This is a genomic window from Acetobacter sp. DmW_043 (assembly GCF_002153485.1).
In the GTDB taxonomy this organism is placed as follows: Bacteria; Pseudomonadota; Alphaproteobacteria; order Acetobacterales; family Acetobacteraceae; genus Acetobacter; species Acetobacter thailandicus.
Genome location: NZ_JOMN01000008.1, coordinates 1 through 14,844 on the forward strand (window position 1 = coordinate 1; position 14,844 = coordinate 14,844).

Here is a 14,844-nt window from a genome sequence, read left to right on the forward strand (position 1 = left end):
ACCCCGCCATAGGATTTTTTTCCTGTGGCGGGTTTATTATTGTAAAGTGGCTAGCCCAGCGTTGGCATCACAAATTCAGCCCCTGACCTTACCCCCGCAGGCCAGCGCTGCGTCACAGCTTTAAGCCGCGTAAAGAAACGCACACCCTCCGGACCGTGCATGTGGTGATCACCAAACAGAGAATCTTTCCAGCCGCCAAAAGAATGAAACGCCATAGGAACCGGAAGCGGAACATTCACACCCACCATTCCTACATTGACCCTCTGTGTAAATGTACGTGCGGCATCACCATCGCGGGTAAAAATAGCGGTGCCGTTACCAAACGGACTGTCATTTGTCAGCTTTAGTGCAGCCTCAAAATCTGGCACACGCACAACGCACAACACAGGCCCGAAGATTTCTTCTTTATAAATATCCATCTCAGGTGTCACGTGATCAAACAGCGTGCCACCGGTAAAGAAACCTTTTTCAAACCCTTTGACACTCACATTACGCCCGTCAACGACCAGCGTTGCCCCCTGATCAACACCTGAATTAATGAGCGTTTCGACCCGAGCCTTATGCTGCGCGGTAATAAGAGGCCCCATCTCAGTTCTGGTATTAGTACCCTCACCTATGACAATCGTTTTGACTTTTTTACTCAGCTCTTCAACAAGGCGATCTGCCACAGGCTCAACCGCCACAGCAACAGACACAGCCATACACCGCTCACCTGCCGAGCCATAAGCAGCACCAATCAAAGCATCGACTGTTTTCTCAAGGTCGCAGTCAGGCATAACAACAGCATGATTTTTTGCTCCGCCCAGAGCCTGCACCCGTTTGCCATGAGCGGTACCAGTTGCATAAATATATTTAGCCACCGGGGTCGAACCAACAAAGCTGACAGCGGCAATGCCAGGGTGTTTCAGAATAGCGTTCACCATATCCTTATCACCATGCACAACCTGAAACACACCATCAGGCAAGCCAGCCTCTTTAAAAAGATCAGCCAGAAAAACGGAAGCTGACGGGTCACGCTCTGAAGGTTTAAGAATAAAGCAGTTGCCCGTCGCAAGTGCGAGCGGGGCCATCCACAACGGCACCATAACCGGAAAATTGAAGGGAGTGATCCCTGCGGCAATCCCCAGAGGCTGACGCATGGTCCAGGCGTCAATGCCACGGCTGACCTGCCCGGTATACTCCCCTTTTAATAGCTCAGGCACGCCGGTTGCAAACTCTACAACCTCAAGCCCGCGCATGATCTCGCCTTTGGCATCTGAGAGCGTTTTGCCATGCTCAGCAGTGATAACAGCTGCAAATTTCTCAATATGTTTTTCAAGCAGGTCACGGGCTCTGAACAGAATACGCGCTCTTGTGAGCGGCGGTGTATCTGCCCAGGCCGGAAAAGCCGCCTGTGCAGCAGCTACAGCGACATCCAGATCATCGGCGGTGCCAAGCACAACTTTATTCAAACGCTCACCCGTTGCAGGGTTGATAATATCACTATGGTTTTTATTCTGTCCCGGCGTGTGCTGCCCGTTAATGACATGGGGTACAATATTCATTATTTTATGCCTTATTGTTGTTTTTATGAATTTCGAATGGATGCTCTTCAGCGCCATATGGCCTCATAAAGGCGCGATATCTCGCTGTGGTCCGGAACGCGCGGGTTATTAGCGGGAGAGCCTGAGGCCAGAGCCTGTTCAGCCATCTGAGGGATCAGAGCATACCAGCGTTCTTTATCAATGCCGCAGGCTGCTGGTGCAGGCACATCCAGCTCCTGGCTTATAGCTCGCAATGCGTTAACGAGCGCTGTGCAGGCCGCTGTCTCATCTGCAGAAGAAGATGCAATACCCATAATTTTCGCGCAGGCTGCATAACGCTCTGGTGCACCACTACATGACCAGGCTGTGATCTCTGGCAAAAGCATCGCATTGGAGAGACCATGCGCCACGTGAAAATGTGCACCTATGGGGCGGCTCATACCATGCACTAAAGCAACAGAGGCATTAGAAAACGCCATACCTGCCTCAAAAGCTCCCTGCATCATCTGCTCTCTGGCATGGTGATTGCCAGGATCAGAGCAGGCCACAGGCAGAGCGTGCCAGATACGTCTCATCGCCGAGAGAGCAAGACCATCTGTAAAGGCTGAGGCACGTTGTGAGACATAAGCCTCTATCGCATGTGTCAGAGCATCAAGCCCTGTATCTGCTGTCAGGCGGCGCGGCATTGTCAGCGTAAGTTCATAGTCAACGATGGCAATGCGCGGCAGATAGGCATAACCGGAGCAGAGCATTTTCTCGTCGGTTTTTTCGTCTGTTATCACCGTGACTTTTGTAGCCTCTGACCCTGTCCCTGCTGTAGTCGGAATGGCAATAACCGGTAAACCGGGTTCATTTTGAATATGTGGCACTTTGAGTGCCGCAGGTGAGCTACCGTGTCTGGCAAGTACAGCAACCATCTTGGCGGTATCAATCGGGCTGCCACCACCCAGGCCAATAACACAGTCATAATGACCTGATTTGAGTGCTTTAAGAGCATTATAAACCGAAGTGACTGTCGGGTCTGGCACAGCGTCACCAAATGAGCCGGCACAGATGCCCTGCTGCTCAAGGCAGGTCACCACACGCCCGAGCACCCCGGTTTTAACCATGAACTGGTCAGTAATAATAAAGGGGGCGTTCAGACCAGCCTGCTGCAGAGCGGCTGGCAACTCATTCAGAGCGCCTCCCCCGATACGCACGAGCGAAGGTAAAAAAAGAGCTGTCATACGTTTGCTCCTGGCGGAAAGGTTACACCCGGGGGTGTTCCTTTCTCTTTTTTGTTTTCTTATGCTGACTATCAGGGTGCAAAATAACTACGAAGAAAACCTGGTATTTTTCTGCATCCCCTGTGTGTTTTTGCACAGAGGCCATAAAACCAAAGGAGCAAAACGCTATGAAACGCGGCCTGGACTGGAGAAATCTGCAGTTTTTTCTTGCTGTCGCCCGCTCCGGGTCACTGTCAGAAGCAGGCCGTTTAATGGGCGTTGATCACGTAACTGTGGCCAGGCACATTACCTCACTTGAAGAATCTGTCGGGAAAATACTGTTCGAACGGCACCAGCGCGGTTACGCCCTGACACGATATGGCGAAGACCTGCTTGCTGTAGCAGAAGAAATTGACCAGAAAGCACTTCAGATTCCACAGGCTAACAGCCCTGCCAGCGGGCTTGCCGGTATAGTACGCATCAGCTCACTTGAGGGGTTCTCAAACTTCTTTCTTGCCCGGCGTATCGCAAGCCTGTTGAGCAGCCACCCGACATTAACTGTCGAACTTCTGACTATTCAACAGATTATTGCGCTCTCCCGCCGGCAGGCTGACATTGCTGTTACGGTCACTCCATCCTCTGACAACCGTTTTATCTGCGAGAAACTCACAGCCTATATCCTCGGCATTTATGCAACCAGAGATTATCTCTCACGTGAAAAACCTATCAGAAAGCCATCTGATATCTCTGACCATCTTTTTGCAGGCTATGTTGATGAGATGATTTTTATGCGTGAGCTTGACTACCTGGAGGAGCTGGGTGTTTCACGTCGCATGGTACGTATTCAGAACTCAAGCGTGCAGGCACAGATGGCCGCTGTACGCTCGGGCGTTTGCCTGTCTGCCCTGCCCGCCTTTGTGGCAGCAGGCTGCCCGGATCTGATAAGAGTTTTACCAGATGAGCTTAAAATACAGCGACATTACTGGCTTAATCTGCGGGCAGACGAACAAAGCGTGCCTCGTATAAAATATCTTTGTGATTTTATACGTCAGGAAGTTGAAAAAGAAAAAGAGTGCTTTCTTTCCTGATGAAAGAGAGAAACCACTTTATTTTCCTGATATGGTGGGCGCACAAGGGCTCGAACCTTGGACCCGCTGATTAAGAGTCAGCTGCTCTACCAACTGAGCTATGCGCCCTCACAGTATTTAACTGTAAGTGGAGAATTTTTTATCATTCTCCCCTGCCAAATACAAGACAGAAATTCAGGCCTTGAGCAACGCCAGAACAGCATCCAGCTGATCAAGACTTTTATAATGGATCTCCAGTGAGCCTTTTTTCTGACCGTCAAAATTGACCGTCACATTAAGGCCAAGACGATGAGCAAGATCGCGCTCAAGAGCTACAATCTCCGGATTTTTTTCTTTTTTTTCCGGCTTTTTCGCAGATGGCTTATCCCCCTGCTCAAGAACAGCCTGAACATAAGCCTCGGTCTGTCTTACTGAGAGCGCTTTTTCAAGCACATATTCCGCCCCGGCAGCTGGGTCAGGGTGTGTCAGCAAGGCCCTGGCATGACCAGCTGAAAGAACACCACCGCCAACCTTTTTTCTGACCAGTTCAGGTAAGCGCAGCAGGCGTAGTGTATTAGCAATATGAGGGCGAGATTTGCCAATAGCCAGCGCAAGTTCATCCTGCGTCAGACTATAATCCTCTATAAGGCGGCTAAAACCCTCAGCTTCTTCAATCGGGTTCAGATCTGCACGCTGCAGGTTTTCGACCAGAGCTGCAGCCATTGCGCTGACAGCATCAAGGTCGCGCACATGAACCGGTACGGTATGACATTGCGCCAGTTGTGCTGCACGCCAGCGACGCTCACCCGCGACAATCTGATAATAACCCTCTTTATCAGGGTTAGGCCTGACCAGAATGGGCTGAAGAATACCACGCAGACGAATAGATTCAGCAAGCTCCTGCAGGGCATCTGGATCGATATGCTGGCGTGGCTGAAAAGGGCCAGGCTCAAGCATTTCTACCGGCAACACACTTGCCGGGGCAGACACGACAGGAGCTGCGTTTTGTTGTGCCACTGCCTCGCCTTCAGAACGCGTCATAACCGGAGGGGCTGTATCACCTAAAAGAGCTGCAAGGCCACGCCCAAGTTTAGGACGCATCTGAGGTTTACGAGACATTATTATGCCGTCCTTTTACTAACTTCCGCAGCCAGAGCACGATAAGATGCTGCACCACTCGCTTTTGGGTCATAAATCATCACAGGCTGACCATAACTCTGCGCTTCTGAAATGCGAATGTTACGCGGAATTACAGTTTCAAGAACATCATCACCAAAGAAGCTACGGGCGTCAGCACCGACCAGCTCAGAGAGATTATTACGACGGTCATACATTGTCAGCACAATGCCGGTTATACGCAGGTCAGGATTCAGTTTTTTCTGAACACGATCAATCGTTTTAACCAGGTGCCCCAGCCCTTCGAGTGCGAAAAATTCACACTGCAATGGCGCCAGAACACCATTAGCGGCAACCAGAGCATTAAGTGTCAGCAGGCTGAGGCTCGGTGGGCAGTCAATAATAATATAGTCCATCTGCCCGGTCAGGGGCTGCACAGCAGACATCAGACGATTTTCACGCTCGTCCGCATCAACCAGTTCAATTTCAGCACCGACCAGCTCAGTGTTAGCTGCAATCACTGACAGACCTTCAATCTCTGTAGACTGTAGCAATTCTTCAGCGGGCTTTTCATGCATCAGCAGTGTGTAAGCTCCCCCCTGCCGGGCGTCATATCCAACACCCAGCCCCGTTGAAGCGTTACCCTGTGGGTCCATATCAATCAGAACGACTTTTTTGCCCGCCTCAGCCAGAGCTGCAGCCAGGTTAATGGCGGTTGTGGTTTTACCAACACCACCCTTCTGATTTGCAACGGCCAGAATGAAGCATTTGCCGTTTTTTTTGTTCATATCAGACACGTTTAAGATTGCTCACTTCCAAAATCAATCCGTCATGCCCTGTCATACCAGGGTGACAGCGAATAGTCATCTGCCAGAACGTCTCAGCATCTTTAATTTCATTGATAGCGTTCTGACCTTTAAGAAAAACTGCCCGGCCTTCTTTTTTTAAAAGTGGCGCTGTCCACTCAAGCAACTTTGGCAGTGCAGCAAGGGCGCGGGCTGTCACCACATCTGCCGGGGCAATATCCACTTTCTCAATACGTTCAGCCAGCACCGTAACCGGAGCTTCGGTCAGGCGGGCAGCTTCACGCAGGAAAACTGCTTTGCGCTGATCAGACTCAACAAGCGTTGCCGGAATACCGGTTGCAATCGCGGCAACGATACCCGGAAAGCCACCCCCTGAGCCCAGATCTGTAAAACTTTGCGCTCCGGCAAGCAGAGGCACAATCTGCAGACTATCCTGCACATGCCGCTCCCACACCTGATGGATATCTTTGGGTGAGACCAGGTTAATACGCGGGTTCCACTTCAGCAAAAGCTCGACAAAACACTTCAGGCGTTCTTCTGTTTCACGTGAAACAGAGATGCTGTTACCAGACTTCATGATGCTGCCACGCGCTGACGAACGTGAACAAGCAACGCCACAAGAGCGGAGGGTGTCATACCCGGGATTCTCTGAGCAGCACTAAAGCTCTCCGGGCGAGCCTGTTCAAGACGCTCTTTCATTTCTGCACTCAGGCCACCAATAGCACCAAAATCCATCTGTGCAGGAAAGCGTATTTCACCATCAGCTTCAAGCTGCTTAATTTCCCGCTTCTGCCTGACCAGATAACCTTTATAACGGGCTTCGGTACGAACATGCTGAAATGCTCTTGGCGGCACCGTCGCCAGCCAGGGCGCTAACTTTTCAACCACATCCTCATCCGTGCCGTAACCAAGAACATCCAGCAATGTTCTGCGCCGTCCATCCTGCGCCACTCTGACGCCTGACTGTGCAAGAATGTGAGCAGGCCAGCTTTCCTGCTCTGCACGCAGGGTCAGTTCATTAATGGCCTTACAGTCACTTTCAAACACAGCCTGACGTTCAGCACCAACACACCCCCACTCCACACCGGTGCGGGTCAGGCGCATGTCAGCATTATCTGCACGTAAGGTCAGACGATACTCAGCACGCGATGTAAACATACGATATGGCTCACTGACACCCTGTGTCGTCAGGTCATCAATCATCACACCAATATATGCTTTACCACGATCAAGCGTAACCGCAGCCTGCCCGCCAGCTTTGCGCGCCGCGTTTACTCCAGCCAGCAGACCCTGAGCACCGGCTTCTTCATAGCCTGTTGTTCCGTTGATCTGCCCGGCAAGGAACAGATTAGGGCATTTTCTCAACTCAAGAGAGGTCGTCAGCTCACGCGGGTCTACATAATCATACTCAACCGCATAACCAGGCTGTACGATCACCGCACGCTCAAGACCAGGAATTGTGTGAATCATCTCCTCCTGCACATCGGCAGGAAGACTGGTTGAAATACCATTAGGGTAAACAAGATGCCCGCCTTCATGATCGGGCAAGGCTTCCGGTTCAAGAAAAATCTGATGGCTGTTTTTTTCAGAAAATCTGACAACCTTATCCTCAATTGACGGACAGTAACGCGGCCCCTTACCTGAAATAGCACCACCATAAACGGCTGAAAGATGCAGATGTTTATTAATAATCGCGTGTGTTTTTTCAGTCGTAGCCGTGATCGCACAAACCATCTGAGGGTTTGTAATGGACTGCGTCAGACGACTGAAGCATTCTGGTGTTTCATCACCTTTATCTTCAGCCAGAGCCGCCCAGTCGATTGAACTCCGCAACAGGCGGGCCGGGGTACCTGTCTTGAGCCGGCTGATTGCCAACCCAAGGTTCCTCAGCCGTTCAGACAGAGCCACTGAAGGTTTTTCACCTGTACGGCCAGCAGGCTCTGAGTGATGACCAATATGAATAACACCACCAAGAAACGTGCCTGTAGTCAGCACGACAGCACCCGCATCATAACGTGTACCATCTTCACAGATCACACCTGTCACTTCACCCCGTTCATTGGTCAGGAGGTCGCCGGCGGCACCTTCTCTGCACTCAAGACCCGAAGTTTCAGCCAGAAGCTCCTGGATAGCCTGACGATATAAAAAACGATCAGCCTGAGCCCGCGGCCCCTGCACAGCAGGCCCCTTGGAGCGGTTAAGCAATTTGAAATGAATGCCCGCACGGTCAGCAGCACGTGCCATAATACCATCAAGCGCATCAATCTCACGCACCAGATGCCCTTTACCGATACCTCCGATAGCGGGGTTGCACGACATGGCACCAACCGTGCTTTTTTTATGGGTCAGCAACAGTGTATGCGCACCACACCGTGCAGCAGCCGCGGCAGCTTCACAGCCAGCATGCCCACCACCAACAACAATCACATCATAACGCTGAGTCACCACATCAGGCCTTTTTCACCGCAGTTATTTTCCAATACAAAACTGCCCAAATATCGCATCAAGCACATCTTCAACTCCAACCAGACCTGTAATACGGCCCAGAGCACGCATAGCAAGCCGAATTTCTTCACCCCGCAGCTCCGGCCACTGCTGCTCAAGCGCTGCAGCCAGACTCTGCTGTGCCTCCTGCACACCAGCACGATGCCGGGCACGCGTCAGCAACGGGGCACTCCCTGGCAGGCGGGCTGTCAGGCTTTCAACCTTACGCTCCAGAACATGCCGCAGGGCCTTCAACCCCTCTCCTGTTTTCAGACTGACGGGGATCACTTCATGCTCATGAACCTCTGAGGGAACCGGGCTCAGATCAGCTTTATTCCCTATCAGTATGGCATCAGGAAAAACCTCTTCCGGTATAGTCGCTCCGGGGAACATCTGCAAAACACAATCTGCATGTTTCACGTGAAACAGTGCCCGCCTGACCCCTTCAGCCTCAATAATATCCTCAGTTTCACGCAAACCAGCTGTATCGATAAAAGTCACGCGCACACCTGCCAGTGTGCCCCCGACCTCAATCGCGTCACGCGTTGTGCCCTCTACTGAAGAAACAATCGCTGCATCGCGTTCAGCCAGCCAGTTAAGCAGGCTGGATTTGCCTGCATTAGGTGGCCCGGCAATAGCAAACACGACACCCCGACGAATACGCTCCCCTTTTTCACCATCCTGCAAATGGCTTTGCATTTCTGCAATCAGGTTACTGATCTCATCTGTTAATTTCTGCTCTGTTTCCTGTGGCAGATTCTCATCAGGAAAATCAATAAGCGCTTCCTGATAAGCCAGGATGTATTTCAGACGTTCGCGCCAGTTCTGATACAATTTGCTCAAAGCGCCATCTGACTGCGCCAGAGCCAGTTTACGCTGACTTTCTGTTTCAGCGGCTATAAGGTCAGCAATCCCCTCCGCCTCGACCAGATCCATCCGTCCGTTAGTAAACGCTCTGCGTGTAAATTCACCCGGCTCGGCAGGTCTTGCACCACTCTGCACAAGGGCTTCAGCTACCGCACTGATAATAGCAGGCCCGGCATGAAGATGAAGCTCAAACCCATCCTCCCCGGTATAACTCTCCGGGCCAGGAAACCAGAGTACAACAGCTTCATCTAGCAGGTTATCCTTCACAGCGCTGTCACGCCAGACACGCCGCAACACAGCGCGCCTGGGTGCCGGCAACGTGCCGCATAACTGCTGAAGCAAAACAGCACTCCCTGCCCCGCTGACACGCATAACCGCTATAGCTGCACGCTCAAGCCCTGTAGACAGAGCAAAAATGGTTTCGTTATGCTGATAAGCCATATTTTGCTTCATCCTCTTCTACAGGCCCGTCACTGCACCGTTCATCTATTCCGGAAGCCAAAAAAGCAACATAAAATCTGACCAGACGGTATAAGATACCCAATAAATACTCTGCCTTACAGGCCTCGCTCCGTCTTACACAGGATATCTCTGATGCCTCAGCTCTCTCTTCACTCCCCCCTTGGGCCACTCACCCTCACTGAGGAGGATGGTAAGCTTATCTCTCTCGACTGGGGGTGGGGTCGTGACCAGACTGAAAACCCACAGCTCTGCGAAGCACGTGACTGGCTTGATCAGTGGTTTGATGACCCGAAAACAGCAAAGCCCTTCCCGTTGCCTCTGGAACCTTTTGGCACCGTATATCAGAAGAAAATATGGGCTGCGTTATGTGATATCCCGGTCGGAACAGTCATAACCTATAAAGAACTGGCAGAGCGTGCCGGTGGTAGCCCGCGCTCTGCCGGACAGGCTGTGGGGCGCAACCCCATTCCTATTCTTATTCCCTGCCATCGTATCGTTAGTTCAACGCATCCAGGAGGCTATTCAGGGGATGGTGGCATTGATGATAAACTCTGGCTCCTGGAACTTGAAGAGGCTACCCTCCCCTTTGCTAAAAAATAAAATCTCTCTTTAGCGTGGCACACAGCTCTCCGTCATTGAGTTGAAAACGCGCCCTGCACTGCACCTGACAACATCTGATGGGGCAGCATAAGCCGGAGGCGCATAGGTTGAGGCCGCGGGCGCAGGGCTGCCCGCATAATAATCCGGCGTCGCGTAGTAGCTCTGATCAGCATAATAAGAGCTGTCTGCCACCGGCATAGCAGATGCCGCGACCAGCCCTCCGGCAACCAGCCCTACAGCGGAACCGACAAGAAACGGCGTTTGCCAGCCCCAGCCCCAACCCCAGCCGGGGCCACCCCAGCCCCAGCCAGGACCAACCCAGCTCCAGCCATAACCACCACCCCAGCCAGGGCCTCCCCAGCCGGGACCACCCCATCGAGGACCACCCCAGCCAGGGCCGGGGCCTCCCCACCGGGGACCACCGCCGTGAAAACCTCCGCCTGGACCACCACCGTGAAAACCTCCACCAGGACCACCACCGTGAAAACCTCCACCAGGGCCACCACCATGAAAACCTCCGCCAGGGCCACCACCGTGAAAACCTCCACCAGGGCCACCACCGTGAAAACCTCCGCCAGGGCCACCACCGTGAAAGCCTCCGCCAGGGCCACCACCTGGATGTGCAGAAGCACAAACCAGCGGCATAGCAGACGATGTCAGCAACACCAGAGAGGCCATTATATTTTTAAAAATGACTTTTTTACCCATGTCCTGCTCCTGTTCGTCTGCCATGGAAAACCATATTTTTCAGAAATAAGAAGGCAATCTCATGGCGCTGATAAGGCGGGTTACCTTCACCCCGTTCCCCCGCAAAAACTCTAAAACGCATTGACAACATCATTTATTGCGTACTAGCCAGGAGGAGATGGACTCTGCGGGTCTTCTCCTGTGCAGACCATATTTCTGAGTGTCTGCTCTGCTCAGAAAAACGTCAATCCAAAGGCAACTGCTTCATGACGCACACCGCACCAGAGAAGATGCTGGCAGCCTGTTTTTCACGTAACGTCACAACAGCTGGCCGGCAGACTATTGTGCAGGGAGACTGCCTGAAACAGATTAAACGCCTGCCCGATGCCTGTGCTGATATCATCATTACCTCACCGCCTTATAATATTGGCCTGAGCTACAACTCATATGATGACACAATGCCCCGCCTTCAATACCTTAAATGGCTGGCACGACTGAGCGAGCAGCTTGATCGTATTTTAAAAGAAGATGGATCGTTTTTTCTCAATGTCGGCGGCACCGGTGCAGATCCGTGGCTTACCCACGAAATTGCCTCAGCTTTCAGGCATGAGTTTATTCTGCAAAATAACATTATATGGGTAAAGTCGATCAGCATTGATGAAGAAAGTTTTGGCCATTTTAAACCAATTAACAGCCCACGCTTTCTCAACAATAATTATGAGCATATTTTTCATTTTACAAAAACCGGCACAAATACAATAGACCGCCTGGCAGTTGGCGTGCCTTTTAAAGATAAATCTAACATTTCCCGCTGGGGTCATACGCGCGATAAACGCTGCGCAGGGAATGTGTGGCACATCCCTTACAAAACAGTCCTCTCAAAAACACAGAAATTTAATCACCCGGCAAGTTTCCCTGAAGAATTACCCATACGCTGCATGAAACTGCACGGAGGGGACAATCTTACCGTTATTGATCCCTTCCTGGGATCTGGCACGACACTTGCCGCAGCTGAACAGCTGGGCCACTACGGCACAGGTTTTGAGATTGATGCCGATTATATTGAAACCTGCGTTGCGCGCATAAACACAATAGCAGAGAGCCGGAGGGCTGGTATGCCGGTCAGAAAACTCAGCCGGCGCCAGCAAATCATACAAAAAAATAGCAGGGGATAATTTTACCCCCTGCTCTGCTGGCCACACACCTTTAATCAGGCAACTCTTACCTGAATATGATGCTTTTTGCCTGACGAGAGGCGAATTGCGCCATCAACTGTATCCTGATGCGTAATCAGCTGATTTTCATCTTTCACAGCAACCATGTTAACCCGTGCACCACCACCGCGAATTAAACGGCGGGCTTCACCGTTGGTTTTAACAAGACCAGATTCAGCAAGCAGGCGGAAAACAGGAATACCCTCTGTCAGATCAGCTTCAGAGACCGTGTAGACGGGCAGATCATCTGCAACAAGCTGACCCTCCTCAAAAGTCTTACGTGCAGCCTCAGCCGCAGCCTCGGCAGCCTCACGGCCATGACACAGTGCCGTTGCCTCTGTTGCCAGAATTTTCTTGGCTTCGTTAATGTCTGCGCCCTCAAACGCAGCCAGACGCTCACACTCATCCAGAGGCAGTTCGGTAAAGAGGCGCAGAAAGCGACCTGTGTCAGCATCTTCCACATTACGCCAGAACTGCCAGTAATCGAACACCGGTAAACGCGCCTCTGACAGCCAGACGGCACCGTTCGCTGTTTTACCCATTTTAGCACCGGAGGACGTGGTCAGCAGCGGTGTTGTCAGCCCCATGACCTGCGTCTGGTCTGTACGGCGCACCAGATCAACACCTGAGACAATATTACCCCACTGGTCTGATCCGCCAAGCTGCAGGGTCACACCATGACGACGGTTGAGTTCACGGAAATCATATGACTGAAGGATCGAGTAATTAAACTCAAGGAAAGTCAGCCCCTGATCGCGGTCGAGACGATTTTTAACTGAGTCAAATGCGAGCATACGATTAATCGAGAAATGCACTCCGACATCACGTAGCAGGTCGATATAAGCCAGCTTATCAAGCCAGTCTGCATTATTGACCAGCCTGACATCAGACGTATTTTCACCAAAGCGAAGAAACTGCCGCAGACACCCCTCAATACCGGCAAGATTGGACTGAATGATGTCCTCTGTCATCAGTCTGCGTGCTTCTTCACGGAAAGACGGATCACCAATACGGGCTGTACCACCACCCACCAGCGCCACAGGCCTGTGGCCATGTTTTTGCAGCAAACGCAGCATCATAATCTGAATAAGGCTGCCCACATGCAGGCTGTCAGCTGTGGGGTCAAACCCTATATACGCAGCCACAGGCCCCTTTGCCATGGCTTCATCAAGTGCCTGCGGGTCTGTGCACTGGAAAATAAAACCCCGAGCCGAAGCTTCCTGCATAAAAGAGCTGCTATAGCCGTTCTCAACCATTGTCTTACCTTATTCTGTCGCGCTGCATCATGCTGATATTAACAAACCATGCCCTGGCCAGGCCTATGGCTGTGTCAGTTATCAGGCTGTACCACCTACTGTAAGCCCCGTCATTTTCAGGGTTGGCTGCCCTACACCTACAGGAACCCCCTGCCCGGCTTTTCCACAGACACCAATGCCAGGATCAAGCGCCATATCACTGCCGATCATAGAAACCTGTCTCATAGCCTCAGCACCGCTGCCAATCAGTGTTGCCCCCTTAACGGGTGCAGTTACTTTACCATCTTCGATCAGATATGCCTCAGATGCTGAGAAAACAAATTTTCCTGACGTTATATCAACCTGCCCGCCACCAAAATGAACGGCATACAGACCACGCTTCACCGAACGGATCATGTCATCAACTGAAGCCTGGCCTGGCATCATAATCGTATTGGTCATACGTGGCAGAGGCACGTGTGCATAAGACTGACGACGACCATTACCCGTCGGAGCCATATTCATGAGACGAGCATTCTGACGGTCCTGGAGGTAGCCTGTGAGAATCCCATCCTCGATAAGCACCGTGCGGCCGGCTGGTGTGCCCTCATCGTCGATAGTCAGGCTGCCGCGCCGGTCAGGAAGTGAACCATCATCAATAACTGTAACACCGGGAGCTGCGATCTGCTTACCCATCATGCCGGCGAAAGCGGATGTACCTTTACGGTTAAAATCACCTTCAAGACCATGGCCCACAGCTTCATGCAGCAAAATGCCAGGCCAGCCAGCACCAAGAACAACCTCCATCTCTCCGGCCGGAGCCGGACGCGCATCAAGAGCGACCAGCGCCTGCCTCAGAGCTTCGTCAGCAGCAGACTGCCATGTTTCAGACTCCAGCAGGCGATTGATCTCATAACGCCCTCCCAGACCATGGCTACCACTTTCACGTTTGCCATTCTGCTCTGCGACAACAGAAACATTCAGCCGCACCAGCGGGCGTAAATCAGCCACACGTGAACCATCAGCACGTATAATCTGCACGGCCTGCCATTCACCTGACAATGAGGCCATAACCTGCACTACGCGGCTATCCTTACCACGGGCATAGGCATCAATCTGTGACAAAAGCCCTGAGCGGGCTGCAAAATCGCTCTCACCTAGCGGATTAGCGTCGGTATAGAGGCGTGTATTGGTTGAACGTGGAGGCAGGGCCATAACCCCTGACCGCCCTGCCCTGACCGCAGATACCGTTTCAGCTGCCCGTTTCAGTGCTGTCTTACTCAGGTCATCTGAGTGAGCAAAACCGGTTTCCTCCCCCAGAACAGAGCGCAAACCAAAGCCACAACTGGTATTAAAAGACGCTGAGCGGATCACTCCGTCATCAAGCGAAATGCTTTCACTTTCACGATACTCAAGAAACAATTCACCATCATCCATACCATCCAAGGCAGAATGAGTCAGACTTTCGGCCTCATTCTGTGCCAGAAGGGCCTCCGGACGCCTGAAAAACAGATCATCTGTAACAGCAAGAGCTCCGGGGCTTGAAGAATGAGACGACATGATTAACACTCCTGAATA

At 51.9% G+C, this 14,844-nt stretch carries 13 protein-coding genes and 1 tRNA gene; 3 read left to right on the forward strand and 11 right to left on the reverse strand.

What is annotated here, in order from left to right:
- Nucleotides 1–50 precede the first annotated feature (50 nt).
- Together HK11_RS02230 and HK11_RS02235 are read right to left on the reverse strand one after the other, a co-directional pair.
- Nucleotides 51–1,544, reverse strand: coding sequence for a CoA-acylating methylmalonate-semialdehyde dehydrogenase (locus HK11_RS02230; protein WP_086553723.1), 1,494 nt, complete (start codon nt 1,542–1,544; stop codon nt 51–53).
- 47 nt (nt 1,545–1,591) lie between these two features.
- Nucleotides 1,592–2,749, reverse strand: a complete 1,158-nt coding sequence (locus tag HK11_RS02235; RefSeq protein ID WP_086553724.1) for an iron-containing alcohol dehydrogenase — start codon at nt 2,747–2,749, stop codon at nt 1,592–1,594.
- Nucleotides 2,750–2,916: 167 nt separating this feature from the next.
- Here HK11_RS02235 and HK11_RS02240 point away from each other — a divergent pair, with 167 nt between their 5' ends.
- Entirely contained in the window at nt 2,917–3,816 is a 900-nt protein-coding gene (locus HK11_RS02240) for a LysR family transcriptional regulator (protein WP_086553725.1), read from the forward strand.
- Nucleotides 3,817–3,848: 32 nt separating this feature from the next.
- Here HK11_RS02240 and HK11_RS02245 read toward each other — a convergent pair.
- The 6 genes from HK11_RS02245 to mnmE form a co-directional block, all read right to left on the reverse strand.
- Nucleotides 3,849–3,924: transfer RNA gene (locus HK11_RS02245), tRNA-Lys, on the reverse strand.
- A gap of 66 nt (nt 3,925–3,990) precedes the next feature.
- The gene (locus HK11_RS02250; RefSeq protein WP_086553726.1) at nt 3,991–4,914 is read right to left on the reverse strand and encodes a ParB/RepB/Spo0J family partition protein; all 924 of its coding nucleotides are present in this window, start codon (nt 4,912–4,914) and stop codon (nt 3,991–3,993) included.
- Nucleotides 4,915–4,916: 2 nt separating this feature from the next.
- On the reverse strand, nt 4,917–5,699 hold the full coding sequence (locus HK11_RS02255) for a ParA family protein (protein WP_086553859.1): 783 nt from the start codon (nt 5,697–5,699) through the stop codon (nt 4,917–4,919).
- A gap of 1 nt (nt 5,700) precedes the next feature.
- Entirely contained in the window at nt 5,701–6,297 is a 597-nt protein-coding gene (gene rsmG / locus HK11_RS02260) for a 16S rRNA (guanine(527)-N(7))-methyltransferase RsmG (RefSeq protein WP_369822911.1), read from the reverse strand.
- Complete coding sequence (gene mnmG, locus HK11_RS02265; RefSeq protein WP_086553728.1) at nt 6,291–8,162, reverse strand: tRNA uridine-5-carboxymethylaminomethyl(34) synthesis enzyme MnmG; 1,872 nt, start codon at nt 8,160–8,162, stop codon at nt 6,291–6,293. Before mnmG ends, rsmG begins: the two co-directional genes overlap by 7 nt.
- Nucleotides 8,163–8,186: 24 nt before the next feature.
- The gene (gene mnmE, locus HK11_RS02270) at nt 8,187–9,509 is read right to left on the reverse strand and encodes a tRNA uridine-5-carboxymethylaminomethyl(34) synthesis GTPase MnmE (RefSeq protein ID WP_086553729.1); all 1,323 of its coding nucleotides are present in this window, start codon (nt 9,507–9,509) and stop codon (nt 8,187–8,189) included.
- Nucleotides 9,510–9,662: 153 nt separating this feature from the next.
- On the opposite strand from mnmE, the gene HK11_RS02275 reads away from it, so the two are divergent.
- Entirely contained in the window at nt 9,663–10,130 is a 468-nt protein-coding gene (locus HK11_RS02275) for a methylated-DNA--[protein]-cysteine S-methyltransferase (RefSeq protein ID WP_086553730.1), read from the forward strand.
- Nucleotides 10,131–10,139: 9 nt separating this feature from the next.
- Here HK11_RS02275 and HK11_RS02280 read toward each other — a convergent pair whose 3' ends face one another.
- Nucleotides 10,140–10,838 (reverse strand): hypothetical protein, encoded by a 699-nt coding sequence (locus tag HK11_RS02280; protein WP_086553731.1) that lies wholly within the window; start codon nt 10,836–10,838, stop codon nt 10,140–10,142.
- A 245-nt stretch (nt 10,839–11,083) separates the two neighbouring features.
- Here HK11_RS02280 and HK11_RS02285 point away from each other — a divergent pair, with 245 nt between their 5' ends.
- Complete coding sequence (locus tag HK11_RS02285) at nt 11,084–11,992, forward strand: site-specific DNA-methyltransferase (protein ID WP_233127719.1); 909 nt, start codon at nt 11,084–11,086, stop codon at nt 11,990–11,992.
- A gap of 35 nt (nt 11,993–12,027) precedes the next feature.
- On the opposite strand, the gene tyrS is transcribed toward HK11_RS02285, so the two are convergent.
- Both tyrS and tldD read right to left on the reverse strand, forming a co-directional pair.
- A complete protein-coding gene (gene tyrS, locus HK11_RS02290) occupies nt 12,028–13,287 on the reverse strand; it encodes a tyrosine--tRNA ligase (RefSeq protein ID WP_086553732.1) in 1,260 nt (419 codons plus the stop codon).
- A gap of 81 nt (nt 13,288–13,368) precedes the next feature.
- On the reverse strand, nt 13,369–14,826 hold the full coding sequence (gene tldD / locus HK11_RS02295; protein ID WP_086553733.1) for a metalloprotease TldD: 1,458 nt from the start codon (nt 14,824–14,826) through the stop codon (nt 13,369–13,371).
- Between the last annotated feature and the right edge of the window lie 18 nt (nt 14,827–14,844).